This window comes from Nocardiopsis sp. NPDC058631 (genome assembly GCF_042716955.1).
In the GTDB taxonomy this organism is placed as follows: domain Bacteria; phylum Actinomycetota; class Actinomycetes; order Streptosporangiales; family Streptosporangiaceae; genus Nocardiopsis.
Genome location: NZ_JBHXQY010000001.1, coordinates 220,769 through 236,818 on the forward strand (window position 1 = coordinate 220,769; position 16,050 = coordinate 236,818).

Below are 16,050 nucleotides of genomic sequence, written 5' to 3' on the forward strand. Positions count from 1 at the left end.
CACTGGAGCGGTGGGTACCGCCGATGCCACGGGTTTGGCCGGTGGTGTCCCGTCCCGGTCAGGGGGCCTCCCGCAGCTTGAACCTCTGGAGCTTGCCGGTGGCGGTGCGCGGCAGCGCGGCGAGGAACACCACCGAGCGCGGGGTCTTGTACGGGCTGATCCGCGCGCGGACGTGGTCCTTGAGCCGCTCGGCGCGATCGTCCCCCGGGGCGGCCCCGTCGCGCAGCACGACGTAGGCGCGCACGATCCGGCCGCGTTCGGGGTCGTCCGCGCCGACGACGGCGGTCTCCTCGACCTCGGGCGCGGAGAGCAGCGCCTCCTCGACCTCGGAGGGGGAGATGTTGTACCCGGCGGAGATGATCATGTCGTCACTGCGTGCCCGGTACCAGAGGTGGCCCTCCTCGTCGCGGACGTAGGTGTCGCCCGTGTAGTTCCAGCCGTGCCTGACGTACTCGCGCTGGCGGTCGTCGTCGAGGTAGCGGCAGCCGACGGGGCCGCGTACGGCCAGGTGTCCGGGCTCGCCGTCGGGGACGGGGTTTCCGTCGTCGTCCAGGACGGCCGCGGTGAACCCGGGGACGGGCAGGCCGGTGGAGCCGGGGCGCATGTGGGTGTCGGAGGCGGAGACGAAGATGTGCAGCATCTCGGTCGCGCCGATGCCGTCGAGCATGCGCACCCCGGTGGCGTCGTGCCAGGCCTGCCACGTGGCGGCCGGGAGGTGCTCTCCGGCCGAGACGCAGCGGCGCAGGCCGGACAGGTCGTACTCGCCGGCCCGGGCGAGCATGGCCCTGTACGCGGTCGGCGCGGTGAACACGATCGTGGCGCCCCGGCGCGAGACCGCGTCGAGGATCGCGTCGGGGCGCGGTCGCTCCAGCAGGATCGAGGCGGACCCGGCGCGTAGCGGGAAGACGAGCAGGCCGCCGAGCCCGAACGTGAAGGCGAACGGCGGGCTGCCCGTGAACACGTCGTCGGGGAGGGGCTCCAGGACCTGCGCGGAGTAGGTGTCCGCGACGGTGAGCACGTCGCGGTGGAAGTGCACACAGCCCTTGGGCCGCCCCGTGGTGCCGGAGGTGTAGGCGATCATGCAGGCGTCGTCGGCGGCGACCCGGACCGCCGCGAACGCGGCGGGGCGGTCGGCGGCGAGGGAGGTGAGGTCGTCGGGGCCGTCCCCGCCGTAGGCGAGGACGTCGGGTGCCGAGGGGAGGCCGGCTCCGGCGGCGGTCAGGTCGTCCAGGAACCGGGCGTCGCAGAGGGCGTGGGTGACGCGGGCGGCGGCGATGACGGTGGAGAGCTCCCCGGCGCGCAGGACCGGCAGGACGGTGACCGCCACTCCCCCGGCCCTGATGACGGCGAGCCAGCAGGCGGCGAGCCAGGGCGAGTTGGGCCCGCGCAGCAGGACCCTCTGCCCGGGGCGGAGCCCCCTGTCGCCGACCAGCACGTTGGCGATCCGGCCGACCCGGTCGCTGAGTTCCCCGTAGGTCCACGCCTCGTCGTCGCCGATCAGGCAGGGGCGGTCGGCTCCGTGGGCGGCGATGCTCCCGTCGAGGAGTTCCTCCGCGCAGTTGAGCCGGTCCGGGTAGCGCGGAACGGGCGGGTCGAAGGTGAGCACGGGCCACTGGTCGGCGGGCGGCAGATGGTCCCGGACGAAGGTGTCGGCGTGTCCGGTGGGTGACAGCGGTGGTGTCATGGTGGACCTCCTCGGGTGGTGAGGACGCTGCGGGAGGGGCCCGCACGGGGTTCGTCCGCGTGCGGGCCCGCGGCGTGCCCGCTCCGGGTCACATGTGCCGGGCGATGATCTGGCGCTGCACCTCCGAGGCCCCCTCGTAGATGCGGGGCGCGCGGACCTCCCGGTAGAGGTGTTCGAGGAGGTGGCCCCGGCGCAGGGCGCGGGCGCCGTGGAGCTGGACGGCGGCGTCCACGACGTACTGGGCGGTCTCGGTGGCCAGGAGTTTGGCCATGGCGGAGCGGACGGTGACGTCCCCGCCCCCGGTGTCGTACTCCTCTGCCGCCGAGTAGACGAGCAGGCGCGCGGCCTCGGTGCGTGTGGCCATCTCGGCCAGGGTGTGGGCGACGGTCTGGAGTCCGTCGAGCGGTCCGCCGAAGGCGCGCCGCCTCCCGGTGTGCTCCCTGGCCGCGGCGAGGGCGGCGCCGGCCATGCCGACGGCGAACGCGCCGACGCTGGGCCGGAACAGGTCGAGGGTGCGCATGGCCACGGAGAAGCCGTGGTCGGGCCGTCCGATGACGTCCTCGGGGCCGACGGGCACCCCGTCGAAGACCAGGTGGCCGAGGGCGTGCGGGGAGAGCATGTCCAGCGGGGTGCCGTCCAGGCCGGGCCGGTCGGCGGGGAGGAGGAAGGCGGTGACGCCCCGGGAGCGCGTGCCGGGGGTGGTACGGGCGAACACGGTGTAGAAGTCGGCGTCGGGGGCGTTGGAGATCCAGGTCTTCTCGCCGCGCAGCCGCCAGCCGTCGCCGACGGGGTCGGCTCGCAGGGCGAGGGCGGCGGCGTCCGACCCCGCGTCGGGTTCGGAGAGGGCGAAGGCGGCGACGGCCTCCCCGGAGGCCGCGAGGGGGATCCAGCGCCGGCGCTGGCGCTCGGTGCCGGACTGGAGGACGGGATAGGTGCCCAGGCCCTGGAGGGCGAGGGCGGTCTCCGCGTGGGTGTCGACGCGGGCGAGGCGTTCGCGGAGGAGGCAGAGGCGGGTGGCGCTGGCCTCGCGCGGGGGCCCTCCGCCGTGGGCGGTGCCGCCGGTGCCGCCGGTGCCGGGGAGGAGCGCCGGGAGGAGGCCGAGGTCGGCCAGGCGGAGGAGGAGGGGCCGGTCGACCCGGCCGGCCGTCTCCGGGTGCGGGGTGCCGATCGCGGCCGCGCGCTCGTCGACCCAGCGCGCGAACTCCCGGTCGTCGTCGTTGAGGGAGAAGCCCATGGGCGACCTCGACTCTCGTAGTGACCCACCCCACATCGTCAATGTACAGGAAGCGTGACGACCGTCAAGAGAGCTTTATGGGCAATCGTGGGGCGGGGTCGCTGGGGGTCCTGGTACAGAACGCCGTCACAGGGCGGGGGTCGGGGGCGCTATCGTGTCCGCGTGACGCCCATCGACGACCAGGCCGAGAACTCCGCGGACGGCGAGCGCGTCAACCGGCGCCCCCGCTCGCTCATCGTGTCGTTCTTCGGCACCTACGCCCGGGACGTCGGAGGGTGGATCGGCGTCGCCGACCTCATCGCCCTCATGGGCGGGCTCGACGTGGACGCCCCCTCCGTGCGCTCGTCCGTCTCCCGTCTCAAGCTGCGCGGCCTGCTCGCCTCCGAGCGCATCGGCGGTGCGGCCGGGTACCGGCTCTCCGAGGAGGGGCGCCGCATCCTCGCCCAGGGCGACAGCCGGATCTTCGGGCACAGGGTCGCCGAGATCCGCGACGGCTGGGTGCTCGTCGTGTTCTCCGTTCCCGAGTCCGAGCGCAGGCGGCGCCACGCGCTGCGCGCACAGCTCACCCGCCTCGGCTTCGGCACCACCACCGCGGGCGTGTGGATCGCCCCGGCACACATGACGGACCAGGCCCGCAGCACCCTCCGCGACCTGGGCATGGACGGCTACGTGGAGCTGTTCCACGCCACGCACCTGGACTTCAGCGACCTCACCGAGGCGGTCGCGAGCTGGTGGGACCTGCCCGCCCTCCAGTCCATGTACCAGGAGTTCCTCGACGAGCACGAGCCCGTGTTGGGCGCGTGGCGGCGCGGCCGGGGGCCGGACGGCCCCGAGCGCGGGGCTGCGGCCTTCGCCGACCACCTGCGCGCCGTGGACGCCTGGCGCCGTATGCCCTACCTGGACCCGGGCCTCCCGCCCGAACTCCTGCCGCGGCAGTGGGCGGGGAGCAGGGCCGCGCGGGTGTTCTTCGACCTGCACGCCCTGCTCCGCGGCCCGGGGCTGGAGCACGTGCGCGGGGCCACCGGCGCGGCCGGACCCCACTGACCGGGCGGCCCACCGGCGCGATCGGCCCGGACGCGGGGTGCCGTGGGGGCTCTGTCCCCCGCGTTCCAGGAGGTGGTCAGCGGGCTGTTCCTGGTCGGCGTGGTGCTCGTCCAGAGCCGGCTGGCCCGGAGGACGGACCGGGGCTGACCCCCGAACGCGTCCGGGGGTCCGCGTACTGCGCGCGGACCCCGTCGCGCCGCGCTCAGTCCGGGACCACGGCGAGGCCCACGAGTTCGACCAGGGCCCCCGGGTCGAACAGCTCCGTCACCCCGAACAGCGCCATCGCCGGGTAGTGGCGGCCCATCCGTCTGCGGTAGGCGCGGCCGATCTCCTCCTTGGCGGACCGGTAGCCGGGGACGTCCGTCGTGTACACGGTGAGGCTGACCAGGTGCCCCGGTCCGCCGCCCGCTGCCCGCAGGACGGTGAGGGAGTTGGCCAGGGCCAGTTCGAACTGGTCGACCAGCCCCTCGGCCGCGAGCTCGCCGTCCGGGCCGGAGGCGATCTGCCCGGCCAGGTGGACGGTACGGCCGGGCCCGGAGACCACGGCGTGCGAGAAGCCCTTCGCCGGTGCCAGGTCGGCGGGGTTGACGAGGGTGTGCGGTGTGTACGCGGGTTCGGAGGCCATCAGCGGCCCTTCCAGTCGGGAGGTCGTTTTCCGGTGAACGCGGCGTGGAACTCAGCGTAGTCGGCGCTCTTCATGAGCAGCGCCTGGGTCATCGCCTCCAGTTCCAGGGCCCCGGAGAGCCCCATGTCCAGTTCCCTGGTGAGCAGGGCCTTGGTCTGCGCGTAGCCGAACGCGGGCCCCTCCGACAGCCGGGCGGCCAGTGCGGCCACCGCCGTGTCCAGGCCGTCGTCGGGGACGAGTTCGCTGACCAGACCGTAGCGGTCCGCCTCCTGCGCCCCGATCGTGTCGCCGAGCATGAGGAGTCTGGTGGCGTGCCCCAGTCCGACCACGCGCGGCAGCAGGTAGGCCGCTCCCATGTCGGCGCCGGACAGGCCGACCCGCGTGAACAGGAACGCGAACCGGGCGGAGCGGGCCACCACCCGAAAGTCCGAGGCCAGGGCGAGGACGGATCCGGCCCCGGCGGCGATCCCCTGGATCCCGGCGATGACGGGGACGGGGCACTCGCGCATCGCCCGGACGACCTCGCCGGTCATCCGGGTGAAGGCGAGGAGTTCGTCGGGGGCCATCTCCAGGGTGCGGCCGATGATCGCGTCGACGTCGCCACCGGAGCAGAACCCGCGCCCCCGACCGCGCAGCACCAGGACCCGGGTGTCGCCCCGCTGAGGGAGTTCGAGGAGCAGGTCGCGCAGGTCGGCGTAGGCCTCGAAGGTGAGGGCGTTGAGCCGGTCCGGCCGGTCGAGGGTCACGGTGGCGACCCCGTCGGCGCGGTGCAGGTCGAAGTGGTCCCACTTCTCGGTCAGGGGCGCGGACGCCCGGAACGGACTCACAGGGTTCCTCCTCCGTCGAGGGTGAGGGTCTGGCCGTTGACGGCACGTGCGGCGTGGCCCGCGAAGTAGGCCACGGCCGCGGCCACCTCCTCCGGTTCGAGCAGGCGTCCGAGGGGGGTGGCGGCGGCCAGTGCGGCCTCGGCCTGGGCCGGGTCGCGTCCGGTGCGTTCGACGATGCGGGCCACGGAGCGCTCGGCCATGGGGCCGCGGACGAACGTGGGGCAGACGGCGTTGCTGGTGACACCCGTGCCCGCGACCTCGGCCGCGACGGAGCGGCACAGTCCGAGCATGGCGTGTTTTGCGGCGGTGTAGGCGGCCGTGTAGCGGGTTCCGACCAGGGCTGCCGTGGAGGCCACGAACACGACGCGGCCGTGGTCGCGTTCGAGCATGTCGGGGAGCAGGGCGCGGGTGAGCAGGAACGCCGAGGTGGCGTTGGAGCGGATCTGGCGCTCCCACAGGTCCAGCCCGGTGTCGCGCAGGGGTGCGGTCAGCGCTTCCCCCGCGTTGTTGACCAGGACCGAGGCGGGGCCGACGGTGCGGGACGTGGCGGCCACGGCGTGCTCGTCGGTCAGGTCGCACACGAGCGCGGTGACGTCGAGGCCGTGGGCCCTGGTCTCGCGTTCAAGTGCGGCGAGCCTGCCGGAGTCGCGGCCCAGGGCGACCACGCTCGCACCGCCCGCGGCGAAGGCGCACACCAGGGCCCTTCCGATGCCGCCGGACCCACCGGAGACCACGACACGCCGCACGGAGTCAGCCATGCGTGGACTGTATCACCGAGGTTTGACCACCGTCAGAAGGACGATATATGCCTGTTTCTCCCTTGGCTGCAGGGACGCGTGGTGCCGCGGTTCCCCGTTCCGCAGATCGGCCCGGACCGGGGTATGTCGGGTCGCGGCGCGGCGGGAGTGCCGCATGGACGGCGCCGGGACGCACGACAGCGCCGGCGGCACGGAGCCGTCGGCGCTGTGTGGGTACCGAGGTGGTGGTACCGGAAAGCCTTCTCGGGAAGGCTCCCCGGGGCGGGGAGCGGCCGTCCGGGCCGTCTCTCGCACGACGTTCGGCCCTGGTGGTGCTTCCCGGGCGCGAAGACGCGGTGCGGGGCGGCCTGGCGGACGCGGGCCCCGAAGGACACGCCCTAGAAGGCGGGACCCGCGGCCATGGCCTCGTCGATCGTGTCGGTGCGGGCCGTCTCGACCTCCTCGACCAGGTCCTCCTCGTGGGCCTCGAACTCCTCGGCCACGGCGGCGGCGAGGCTGCGCAGGGCGACCTCCTCGGTGATGATGCCGCCGCGGACGCGGTTGTTGTCACCGACCTGCGCGGTCGGGGAGTTGTCGGAGGTGACCAGGTCGCCGCCGACGATGTTGTTGTCGACGTAGACGCCGCCGCCCACGCCGGAGACGCTCAGGTCGCCGTCGACGTAGTTGACCGAGGAGCAGAAGCCGCCGATCTCACCGGCGCCGACCGCGACGGGGCCGGTCCCGCCGGTGTAGGTGGCCGCACCGATGACCTCGCTGTCGCAGAGGATGCCGCCGGCGGTCGGGTCGGTGACGGTCAGCGCCCCGCGCACCACGGAGTCGTAGATGTCGGCGTACTCGACGCCGTCGGCCTTGACCGCGCCGCCGATCCGGGAGCCGGAGACGTAGACGGCGCCGATCTCGGCGTTGACGCTCTTCACGGAGGAGTCGACGACGAAGGCGAAGCCGTCGGTGTTGCCGCCCTCGACCGGGACGGTGCGCAGGGCGGCACCGGTGGAGCTCTCCTCGAGGTAGGTGCCGAAGGAGCCGCGGTTGACCACACGGTCCCCGACGGTGGTGTCGGAGGCGTCGAAGTAGGCGTTCTTCTGGACGATCACCTCTCCCTCGACCTCGCCGCCGATGATGTGGAGGTTGGCACCCTGTCGGACGGTGATGTCACCCTGGATGACGGTGCCGTCCAGGAAGCAGCTCTTACCCGCGGGAACCGCGAGGTCCGTGGGCAGGGTGATCGCACCGCCGTGACCCGAGCAGAGGGTGACCAGGTCAGCCTGGGCCGGGGAGGCCATCAGGGTGACACCGCCGACGGCCAGGGCAGTCGTGGCGAGGGCCGCGACCTTGCTCCGGAGCTTCATGCGGGGGATTCCTTTCGTCGTGACCGTGGGGGCGGCGCTCCGTGAGGAGAGCGGGGAGAGCGCCGTGAGACACCACAGTGAAATTACCGACCTATCGTCGCTTTGGGAATACTTCCTACGAGAAGATTCGCTTCTGTCCAGGTTTCCGGCGGGAAAACATTCCATATGGCAATAGGGCGCCGACCAGCTGTCGTTACGCAAGGTTTTCGGGTGAACACGCAGGGGCCGCCCGGTGGGAACCGGACGGCCCCTGCGGGGTGTTCCGGCTACTTCAGATGGCCGTCACCGGTGACGACGTACTTGGTGGAGGTCATCTCGGTGAGGCCCATCGGGCCTCTGGCGTGGAGCTTCTGCGTGGAGATACCGATCTCGGCGCCGAAGCCGAATTCGCCTCCGTCCGTGAACCGGGTGGAGGCGTTGACCATGACCGCGGCGGAGTCGACCCTGGACACGAAGTACCGGGAGGCCTTCAGCGAATCGGTGACGATCGCCTCGGTGTGCCGGGTGGAATACCTGCGGATGTGCGCGATCGCCTCGTCGATGGTGGGGACGACGCGGACGGCCAGGTCCATGGACAGGTACTCGGTGGCCCAGTCCTCCTCCGTGGCCCCGACCACGGTCGCCGGGGATCCGTGCGCCTTCGCCGCCGCCATCACCCCCGGGTCGCCGTGCACGGTCACCCCGGCCTCGGCCAGGGACTCCAACACCCGCGGCAGGAAGGCGTCGGCCACGGCCTCGTGCACCAGCAGGGTCTCGGCGGAGTTGCACACCGAGCAGCGCTGCGCCTTGGCGTTGGTGGCGATGGCCACAGCCTTGTCGAGGTCCGCGTCGGCGTCCACGTAGACGTGGCACAGGCCCTCGCCGGTCTCGATCACGGGAACGGTGGAGTCGCGGACCACGGCCTGGATGAGGGAGCCGCCGCCTCGCGGGATGAGCACGTCCACCAGACCGCGCGCCCGCATGAGCGCGGTCGAGGACTCCCGGGTGCGGCCGGGCACCATCTGGACGGCGTCCTGCGGGACCCCCGTACCCGCCAGGGCGTCCCTCAGGACGCCGACGATGGCGGTGTTGGAGGCGTAGGCGGACGAGGAGCCGCGCAGGAGCGCGGCGTTGCCGCTCTTGAGGCACAGGGCGGCGGCGTCGACGGTGACGTTGGGACGGCCCTCGTAGATGATGCCGATGACGCCGAGCGGCACCCGGATCTGGCGCAGGTCGAGGCCGTTGGGCAGCACGCCTCCGCGGACGGACTCCCCCACCGGGTCGGGGAGTTCGACGATCTCGCGGACGGCGTCGGCGATCGCCCCGATCCGCTGCGGGTCGAGGGTGAGCCGGTCGACCATGGCCGGGGAGGTGCCCTCCTGCCGCGCCCGCTCGACGTCCTCCGCGTTGGCCGCCGTGATCTCGTCGGCACGCTTGACCAGGGCGTCGGCGATGGCCACCAGGGCGGCGTCCTTGACCGCGCGGCTGAGCGGGGCGAGGTCGGCCGCCGCGTCTCCGGCGCGCTCGGCTACCGCGTGGACCTCGCGCTCGATGTCACTCATGGTGCTCTCTCTTGGTTGGGAGACCAGCCCGTCGCATCCCGCCCTGCCGTGTGGAGGGGAGTGTGGGACACCGTCCGGGGTGAACCCCTCCAGCGTATAGCGCTGCCTCGACGGGCGAGGGGTCGTCCACAGGCCCGGGTCGGGGGCCCGCCGACGGGTCGTCCGGCCCTTCGTCCGCGTTCCGGACGGGCGCTGCGCCCGCCCCTCACCGAGGGCGAGAACCCCTGGTTCGCGAGTGACGAAGGTCATATTGCATGGGAGAGTAATCGCCCGACTCCGGAAACGGCCCCGACGACGGACGATAACGAAAGGTGCCCGCCCGGTCACAGGAAACGGGAGTCCACCCCGGGATATCGTCGCATTCTCCTGATCGGATGCTCTGCAAAGGCAGTCGCGACCCTGCACCGCCGGCGACCGGACAACAAATGCAGGGCACTTCTCCTCACTTCGGGTTCATGAACAGAACCGCGGTCATAGGTGTGCCCTTGATCGGCCGCACCTGAATACACCAAGAACGCGAGTGCGAGAATGACAACGATATTCGGTTCCCGGGCGCCCCACGGCGGAGCACCGTCCCCGGCGCGTGCACTGGACAGGCTGTCCAGGATTCCCGTGCTGCGGGAGAAGTACCTCCACCACACCTCGGAAGGGGCCGCGCCGGAGCTGTCCGACCTGCCCACGCTCGGCAGGGACGAGCTGGGCCGGGCCATCGACACCCTGGTGCGCAACGACCCCTCCGCCCTGACCCGCGCCTCCCTGCACGTCATGGGCGGCACGCGGTCGACCATGCGCATGGGGGCGGTACCGGCGGACCTGTACCTGGACGAGATCGCACCGCACGTGCGCCCGTTCGAACCGGGCGACCTGTTCACCACCCTCGGCACCCCCTTCCACATGCGGGCCTGCCAGGACCTGCACAACGGGCTGGCCTCCAGGGCCGGGGTGCCGACTCTCTCCATGGACGCGCCGACCGACCAGATGATCGACTCCTACCTCGACCTGTTCGAGCGCCACGGGGTCAACGCGCTGGGCACCACCCTCGACACCTTCCGAAGCCTGCTGCGCTACTGCGCCGCCTCCGGGCGGAGCCTGGGCTTCCTGCGCAAGGTGCTGTGGAGCGGCCCGGCCATGGACTCCGCGACCCGCTCGCTGATCCGGACGCACTTCCCGCACCTGCGCACGTGGGCGCTGTTCGGATCGGCGGAGACCTGGATCATCGGGCACAGCGGCCCGGACTGCGCCAACGACACCCTCCACCCGCTCCCCCACCAGTACACGGAGATCGTCGACGGGCGCATGCTGGTGACCGTCACGCACGAGAAGGCGGTCGTCCCGCTGCTGCGCTACGAGACCGGCGTCGAGGCCGAATGGGCCTCGTGCCCGTGCGGGCTACCGGGCCCCGCGGTGCGCACCCACGACCGCATCGACGCCCCGATGGGGCCGCTCAGCCGCGTGGTCTCCCCCCGCGACCTCGTGCCCCTGGCCCTGCGGCTCGACTCGGTGGAGGCGGCCCAGGTCGTCCTGGTCGACCCCCACACCGAGGACGAACGGCTCCACCTGCGGGTCCGGTTGCGCCCGGAGACCCAGCCCGACCTCTACACGGGGGAGTGGATCCGGCAACACGTCCTGTCCGAGTCCCTGGGCCTCTCCGAGGCGACGGAGGACGCACCCGAGTCCTTCGAGGTCATCGTCTCCCGGCACATGCTGCGCGAACTCCCGGACGGGACGGCCCCCGAGTTCCTGGTGCGCGAGGGGGGCCGCCTCCAAATCCAATCGATATCGACTCCTAATCAGGGTTCTTATGATACGTTCTCGGCATAGATTCAGGAGGACCGGTCGCACGCGCCGTCCGCGGCACCCCGGCCGCACCCCGAGGGGGCGCGCCGTCCCTGAGTCGCGTCGAGCACGACCACCGACCACAGGAGTGCGCATGCGGACTGTTCCGCTGACCACCGACGGCCCCACCGTCTCCGCCCAGGGACTGGGCTGCATGGGGATGAGCGAGTTCTACGGCCCCGGCGACGAGGCCGACTCCCTCGCGACCCTGCACCACGCCCTGGACCTGGGCATCGACTTCCTCGACACCGCGGACATGTACGGGCACGGGGCCAACGAGGAACTGGTGGGCAAGGTCGTCCGGGAACGGCGGGACGAGGTCGTCCTCGCCACCAAGTTCGGGATCGTCCGCGACCGGGACACCGGCGCCCGCAGCCACCGCGGGGACCCCGGGTACGTCCGCGCGGCGTGCGACGCCAGCCTCTCCCGCCTCGGCGTCGAGACGATCGACCTCTACTACATGCACCGGCGCGACGCCTCGGTGCCCGTCGAGGAGACCGTCGGGGCCATGGCCGAGCTGGTCGCCCAGGGCAAGGTGCGCCACCTCGGGCTCTCCGAGGTGAGCGCCGACGAGCTGCGTGCCGCCCACGCCGTGCACCCCATCACCGCGGTGCAGACCGAGTGGTCCCTGTGGAGCCGCGACGTGGAGGAGTCCGTGGTGGGCGAGTGCGCACGGCTCGGTGTGGGCTTCGTCCCCTACTCCCCGCTGGGCCGGGGCTTCCTCACCGGAGCGCTCCCCCCGGCGGACGAGCTCCCCGCCGACGACTTCCGCCGCGGCAAGCCGCGCTTCTCGGGCGAGAACGCCGTGCGCAACCAGGACCTGCTCGCCATCGTGCGGCGGGTCGCGGACGCCCACGGCGCGACTCCGGCGCAGGTGGCGCTGGCCTGGGTCCACGCCCAGTCCGAGCGGTGGGGCCTGCCGGTCGTCCCCATCCCGGGGACCAAGCGGCGCGAGCGCCTGGACGAGAACACCGGCGGCGCGGACCTGGTGCTCTCCCCCGAGGACGTCACCGCACTCGACACCATCGCCGACGCCACCGCGGGTGCGCGGTACTGATCCTCCCCCGAGCCGGGGGCCGCCCCCGGCGCCGCCCCGAGGCCGCCCTGGCAACGGCCGACGAGCACGGAGGGACAAGCGCCCTGAGATACGATTCCCAGATGACCCAGCTTCCCATGGACCAGCGGATCGGTCATCACCTGAAGCGTGCCGAGCAGGAGCTGATCTCTGCGAAACACGCCGTTCTGCGGCAGTTCAACCTCTCGGTCCCCCAGTACACGGTGCTTCTCGTCCTCTCGGAGGAGCCCGGGGCCTCAGGCGCGATCCTGGCCCGCCGGTGCCTGGTGACGCCCCAGACGATGTCGTCCGTACTCGCGACCCTGAGCAGGCGCGAACTCATCGAGCGCAAGCCCCATCCGCTGCACTCCCACATCCTGGAGACGCGGCTCTCGCCCAGCGGGCGGGACCTGCTCGCCAGAGCGGACGAGGTGGCGATCCGGGTGGAGACACGGCTGAGCGAGGCCTTCACCAGCGAGGAGGAGAGCGAGTTCGTACGCTTGCTCGGCCGGTGCGCGGAGGTCTCCGCGGTGTCCCGCACCGAGCTCGCCGACCTGGGCGAGGAGTGACACCGGTCCGGGTCGGCGTTCGAACCGGTGAGACCGGGCCCCTCCGTGGCCGCAGCGGTCCCGGAGGGGCCGGTTTCCGCCCGGTGAGAATCCGCGACGCACGCCGGGTGTCTCCACGGGAGCTCACCGACAATGGATCGGACCGCTACCGGGACGGCGCCCCAGCGCACCGGGAGGAGAACAGGAGTTTCTCCCCGCCCCGGTTGCCGTCGTCGCCTCCCGGCCTTTTCCCGTGGGAAATCCACAAACACCGGTGAATTCCACCGGTACGGTGCCGGAGAAACAACGCGCGGTGTCCGGCGGAAGGCTGCCGGCACCGGTCTCCCACCGCCCTGACACGGGGCACCGGGCGTGCCCGGGTGCGGCACACGCCGCGCTCCCCCGCCCCGGCTGCCCCGGAAAGATGGCTCACGCCGGGGCGTGGACCGGGACCGCGTCCTCGGAGCGCCCCGGCAGCAGGACGGGGGCCGACGCCGCCGCCACGGGGCTCCACCGCACGAGGGCGAGCCCGACGCTCATGCCGCCGCCGAACCCCGCGAGCAGGACGAGGTCGTCCCGTTCGAGCAGGCCGGCCCGGTGCACCGTGTCGAGGGCGACGGGTACCGACCCCGAACCGGTGTTTCCCTGGGTCTCCACCGTCAGGTGGAGGTGGGCCCGGTCCAGCCCCAGGGACGGCCAGACGTCGGCGAGCATGGCTCCGTTGGCCTGGTGTGGCACGAAGTGGCGGATCTCCTCCCGCCCCACACCGAGTTCGTCGAGCATCCGGTGGATCGCCTCGGGCAGGCGCCGGGTGACGTACTCGCGCACCCCGCGGCCCTCCATCGTGAAGAAGTGCTCACCCCGCATCAGGGTCTCCGTGGAGGCGGGCAGTCGCGAGCCCCCGGCAGGGACCTTGATCAGGTGGTGGTGGTCGCCGTCGGTGAGCAGCCGGGTCCCGATGACGCCGCCGCGGTCGCGGGCCGGCCCCAGGAGGACCGCTCCGGCTCCGTCACCGAACAGGATCGCGGTTTTGCGGTCGCCGTAGTCGAGGATCCGGGAGTAGATGTCCGCGCCGATGACCAGCGCGTAGGCCTCCCCGTGGGGGCGCAGCAGGTGCTCGGCCACGGAGAGGGCGTAGACGAACCCGCTGCACACGGCGTTGACGTCGAACGCCGCCGCGGAGCCGGCGCCCAGGAGGTGCTGGGTGATGCTGGCCGTCGCCGGCTGGGGGTGGTCCGGGGTGGACGTGGCGACGATGACGTAGGCCAGGCGGTCCGCGGGAACACCCGCCTGGGCCAGGGCCCGGCGGCCGGCCTCGGCGGCGAGGTCGGAGGTGGCCTGGTCCGGGGCGGCGCGGCGGCGCTCGCGGATCCCCGTCTTGCGGCGGATCCACTCGTCGGTGACACCGGCGGTGCGGGCGATCGGGGCGTTGCCGACCACTTCGGCCGGCAGGTACGAGCCCGTGCCGAGGATGGCGATGGTCATCGTGCTGTCTCCTTCTTGCTGGACTGCGGGAGGGGGTCGGGGCCGCCCGCGCCCTGCGGCAGCGGTCGGGGAGCCGCCCGTGGAGGCGGTCGGTGCCGGAGGGTGCACGGGGGCCCTGCCGCGGACGGCGCCCGGCACGTGCCGGGCGCGGTCCGCGGGCGTCACGCGTTCACGGGCGGGAGGAGTGGGGCTCCTTCTCCCGGGGAGCCGTGGCCGGGTGGCCGGAGCCGAGGCGCTCCCACCCGTTGGCCTCGGCGTGCGCCACCAGCGTCGCGTCCTCACCGACGACGACCGGGGCGCCCACGGCGGACAGCAGCGCCAGGTCGCTGGAGTGGTCGCCGTAGGCGGTGCACGAGGACAGGGGAACGTTCCTCACCGCGGCGGTGGCCCTGGCCGCGACCCCCTTGGTCGCGCCGATCATCGGAACGAGGACCTCGCCCGTCAGGAGGCCGTCGCGGACGAGGGGCCTCGTGCCCAGGGCCCAGTGGGATCCGGCCGCCTCCGCGATCGGGTCCAGGCAGGCGAAGAAGGAGCCTGACAACAGGACGACCAGGTCGCCCTCGGCGCGGTGGCGGCGCAGCCGCTCCAGCACCGGGGTGTGCCAGAAACCCGACCCGCGCGCGGCCTCGGAGAACCACGCCAGGCCCGCGGCGCGCAGCCCCTCGACGGACTCCCCCGCCATGAGGCGGTAGTAGAGGCGGTTGACGTCCTGGCGGGGCACGCCCCGAGCCGCCGCCGCCCGCAGGCGGGCCACCGCCTGGTCGTAGGAGCCGGGGGGCCGGGAGCCGTCCCGGAGGTGGAACTCCAGGAACGAGAACATGCTCTTGGGCCCGATGAGCGTCTCGTCCACGTCGAAGAACGCGATGCCGCGTCCCCGGGTGCCCGTCCCGGGCACGTCGTACTGGGTGGTCATGGGATCTCCTGCCTGTGGGGGGGTCGGTACGGTCCGCGTCACGCGGGGAGGCGGACCAGGCCGACGTCGACCCTGCAGATCGACGCGCCCCTCTGGAGCACGTCCACCTCGACCGAGGTGGCGGCGGGCTCCGGGCCGCCGCTGGGCGCGAGGAACTCGACGACCCCGCCCTGCGTGTAGTAGACCCCCTCGCCCTCGGCCGTCTCCGCGTTCGCCGGAGCCGTACGCGCGCGCACCTCGGTCCGGGGTTCCAGTTCGCCGAAGCTGGTGAAGGTGGCGGTGATCTCGGCCGGGTAGGCCTTGGCGGGCGAGGTGCCCCGGACCTCCAGGAGGGTGTTCAGTGCCAGCTGGCGCGCGGCCTCGATCAGGACCATGCCCGGCAGGTGGTCCTGGGCGTGGTCGAACAGGCTCGGGTGCTGCGGGAGCACCCGCAAGGACGCGGACACGGCGTCCCCGTCCCCCGCGAGCCCTGCCAGGACCACGTTGTCGCTGTTCGACCTGCCGACGAGGTACGCGGCGGGGATCTCTCCGGTGACCGCGAAGTCGAAGGTCTGTGTGGAGGGCACCGGGGCTCCCGAGCGGTTGCTCAGGCGCAGCGCCCCGTAACTCGCCGGGGACTTGAAGCGCAGCCCGACGACGGCGTTGCCGACCTCGGTGCCCTCGACGAAGAGACGGAACCTGGCGTCGTAGCCGACGACGCGTCCCTCCTTGACCCTCTTGTCCTCGACGGAGCAGAGCATGCGCAGGGCGCACGGGGACGTCCCCACCGCCAGCCGCTCGGGGCGCGTGATGGTGATGCCCATGGTGGTGAGCACGAACTTGTGGTCGAAGGGAACCCCGTAGTGGGTGTGGGCGATGGCCAGCCCCACCTGTCGGCACGCTTCGAGCAGCAGCACCGGGTCGTGGAGGCGGGGGCGGAGCAGGTGGTCGCCGTAGTAGGCGTGCGACCGGGGGAGCTGGGCCGCGGCCGCGTGGGCGTCGCCGCCCAGCGGCTGGGTGTCGGTGACGAAGACCTCCGCCAGCGACTCCCGGTGGACCACGGTGCGGTCGAGGGTCCGCTCGTAGTCCAGGCTGGGGCCGTCCGAACTGCCTGTCGCGGTGTCGGTGTCGCCGTTGAGGAGGTGGTGCACGGGCGTCTGCATGGTCTGTCTC

The 16,050-nt window shown here is 72.7% G+C and carries 14 protein-coding genes; 4 read left to right on the plus strand and 10 right to left on the minus strand.

Features of this window, described 5'->3' with window-relative positions:
* Nucleotides 1–58 precede the first annotated feature (58 nt).
* Together ACFWTE_RS00975 and ACFWTE_RS00980 are read right to left on the minus strand one after the other, a co-directional pair.
* Nucleotides 59–1,684, minus strand: coding sequence for an AMP-binding protein (locus ACFWTE_RS00975; protein WP_378776592.1), 1,626 nt, complete (start codon nucleotides 1,682–1,684; stop codon nucleotides 59–61).
* An 88-nt stretch (nucleotides 1,685–1,772) separates the two neighbouring features.
* Entirely contained in the window at nucleotides 1,773–2,918 is a 1,146-nt protein-coding gene (locus ACFWTE_RS00980) for an acyl-CoA dehydrogenase family protein (RefSeq protein ID WP_378776594.1), read from the minus strand.
* A 171-nt stretch (nucleotides 2,919–3,089) separates the two neighbouring features.
* Here ACFWTE_RS00980 and ACFWTE_RS00985 point away from each other — a divergent pair, with 171 nt between their 5' ends.
* On the plus strand, nucleotides 3,090–3,962 hold the full coding sequence (locus ACFWTE_RS00985) for a PaaX family transcriptional regulator C-terminal domain-containing protein (protein ID WP_378776695.1): 873 nt from the start codon (nucleotides 3,090–3,092) through the stop codon (nucleotides 3,960–3,962).
* Nucleotides 3,963–4,164: 202 nt separating this feature from the next.
* Here ACFWTE_RS00985 and ACFWTE_RS00990 read toward each other — a convergent pair whose 3' ends face one another.
* The 5 genes from ACFWTE_RS00990 to ACFWTE_RS01010 form a co-directional block, all read right to left on the minus strand.
* On the minus strand, nucleotides 4,165–4,587 hold the full coding sequence (locus ACFWTE_RS00990; RefSeq protein ID WP_378776596.1) for a RidA family protein: 423 nt from the start codon (nucleotides 4,585–4,587) through the stop codon (nucleotides 4,165–4,167).
* Entirely contained in the window at nucleotides 4,587–5,414 is an 828-nt protein-coding gene (locus ACFWTE_RS00995; protein WP_378776598.1) for an enoyl-CoA hydratase family protein, read from the minus strand. Before ACFWTE_RS00995 ends, ACFWTE_RS00990 begins: the two co-directional genes overlap by 1 nt.
* On the minus strand, nucleotides 5,411–6,172 hold the full coding sequence (locus tag ACFWTE_RS01000) for an SDR family NAD(P)-dependent oxidoreductase (protein ID WP_378776600.1): 762 nt from the start codon (nucleotides 6,170–6,172) through the stop codon (nucleotides 5,411–5,413). The genes ACFWTE_RS00995 and ACFWTE_RS01000 overlap by 4 nt, the downstream gene beginning before the upstream one ends.
* A gap of 377 nt (nucleotides 6,173–6,549) precedes the next feature.
* The gene (locus ACFWTE_RS01005; protein WP_378776602.1) at nucleotides 6,550–7,521 is read right to left on the minus strand and encodes a hypothetical protein; all 972 of its coding nucleotides are present in this window, start codon (nucleotides 7,519–7,521) and stop codon (nucleotides 6,550–6,552) included.
* A gap of 266 nt (nucleotides 7,522–7,787) precedes the next feature.
* Nucleotides 7,788–9,062, minus strand: a complete 1,275-nt coding sequence (locus tag ACFWTE_RS01010; protein WP_378776604.1) for a glutamate-5-semialdehyde dehydrogenase — start codon at nucleotides 9,060–9,062, stop codon at nucleotides 7,788–7,790.
* Between the two features lie 612 nt (nucleotides 9,063–9,674).
* Between ACFWTE_RS01010 and ACFWTE_RS01015 the strand changes: the two genes are divergently transcribed.
* The 3 genes from ACFWTE_RS01015 to ACFWTE_RS01025 all read left to right on the plus strand — a co-directional run bounded on the left by ACFWTE_RS01015 (nucleotide 9,675) and on the right by ACFWTE_RS01025 (nucleotide 12,521).
* On the plus strand, nucleotides 9,675–10,883 hold the full coding sequence (locus tag ACFWTE_RS01015) for an AMP-dependent synthetase (protein ID WP_378776606.1): 1,209 nt from the start codon (nucleotides 9,675–9,677) through the stop codon (nucleotides 10,881–10,883).
* A gap of 109 nt (nucleotides 10,884–10,992) precedes the next feature.
* Nucleotides 10,993–11,955 (plus strand): aldo/keto reductase, encoded by a 963-nt coding sequence (locus ACFWTE_RS01020; RefSeq protein WP_378776608.1) that lies wholly within the window; start codon nucleotides 10,993–10,995, stop codon nucleotides 11,953–11,955.
* 101 nt (nucleotides 11,956–12,056) lie between these two features.
* Nucleotides 12,057–12,521 carry a MarR family winged helix-turn-helix transcriptional regulator gene (locus ACFWTE_RS01025; protein WP_378776610.1) on the plus strand — a complete coding sequence of 155 codons (465 nt, stop codon included), beginning with the start codon at nucleotides 12,057–12,059 and terminating at the stop codon, nucleotides 12,519–12,521.
* A gap of 408 nt (nucleotides 12,522–12,929) precedes the next feature.
* On the opposite strand, the gene ACFWTE_RS01030 is transcribed toward ACFWTE_RS01025, so the two are convergent.
* From ACFWTE_RS01030 to ACFWTE_RS01040, 3 genes are all read right to left on the minus strand, one after another.
* Nucleotides 12,930–13,985, minus strand: a complete 1,056-nt coding sequence (locus ACFWTE_RS01030; RefSeq protein ID WP_378776612.1) for a 3-oxoacyl-ACP synthase III family protein — start codon at nucleotides 13,983–13,985, stop codon at nucleotides 12,930–12,932.
* Nucleotides 13,986–14,154: 169 nt separating this feature from the next.
* Nucleotides 14,155–14,898 (minus strand): HAD family hydrolase, encoded by a 744-nt coding sequence (locus ACFWTE_RS01035; protein WP_378776614.1) that lies wholly within the window; start codon nucleotides 14,896–14,898, stop codon nucleotides 14,155–14,157.
* Nucleotides 14,899–14,936: 38 nt separating this feature from the next.
* Nucleotides 14,937–16,040: a ScbA/BarX family gamma-butyrolactone biosynthesis protein gene (locus ACFWTE_RS01040; RefSeq protein WP_378776617.1), complete on the minus strand. Its 1,104-nt coding sequence runs from the start codon at nucleotides 16,038–16,040 to the stop codon at nucleotides 14,937–14,939.
* Nucleotides 16,041–16,050: the final 10 nt, after the last annotated feature.

What these genes read in the sequence shown, in the direction of transcription:
- ACFWTE_RS00975 (WP_378776592.1), bottom strand. Translation starts at nt 1,684, where the DNA reads ATGACACCACCGCTGTCACCCACCGGACACGCCGACACCTTCGTCCGG.
- ACFWTE_RS00980 (WP_378776594.1), bottom strand. Translation starts at nt 2,918, where the DNA reads ATGGGCTTCTCCCTCAACGACGACGACCGGGAGTTCGCGCGCTGGGTC.
- ACFWTE_RS00990 (WP_378776596.1), bottom strand. Translation starts at nt 4,587, where the DNA reads ATGGCCTCCGAACCCGCGTACACACCGCACACCCTCGTCAACCCCGCC.
- ACFWTE_RS01000 (WP_378776600.1), bottom strand. Translation starts at nt 6,172, where the DNA reads ATGGCTGACTCCGTGCGGCGTGTCGTGGTCTCCGGTGGGTCCGGCGGC.
- ACFWTE_RS01005 (WP_378776602.1), bottom strand. Translation starts at nt 7,521, where the DNA reads ATGAAGCTCCGGAGCAAGGTCGCGGCCCTCGCCACGACTGCCCTGGCC.
- ACFWTE_RS01010 (WP_378776604.1), bottom strand. Translation starts at nt 9,062, where the DNA reads ATGAGTGACATCGAGCGCGAGGTCCACGCGGTAGCCGAGCGCGCCGGA.
- ACFWTE_RS01020 (WP_378776608.1), top strand. Translation starts at nt 10,993, where the DNA reads ATGCGGACTGTTCCGCTGACCACCGACGGCCCCACCGTCTCCGCCCAG.
- ACFWTE_RS01025 (WP_378776610.1), top strand. Translation starts at nt 12,057, where the DNA reads ATGACCCAGCTTCCCATGGACCAGCGGATCGGTCATCACCTGAAGCGT.
- ACFWTE_RS01030 (WP_378776612.1), bottom strand. Translation starts at nt 13,985, where the DNA reads ATGACCATCGCCATCCTCGGCACGGGCTCGTACCTGCCGGCCGAAGTG.
- ACFWTE_RS01035 (WP_378776614.1), bottom strand. Translation starts at nt 14,898, where the DNA reads ATGACCACCCAGTACGACGTGCCCGGGACGGGCACCCGGGGACGCGGC.
- ACFWTE_RS01040 (WP_378776617.1), bottom strand. Translation starts at nt 16,040, where the DNA reads ATGCAGACGCCCGTGCACCACCTCCTCAACGGCGACACCGACACCGCG.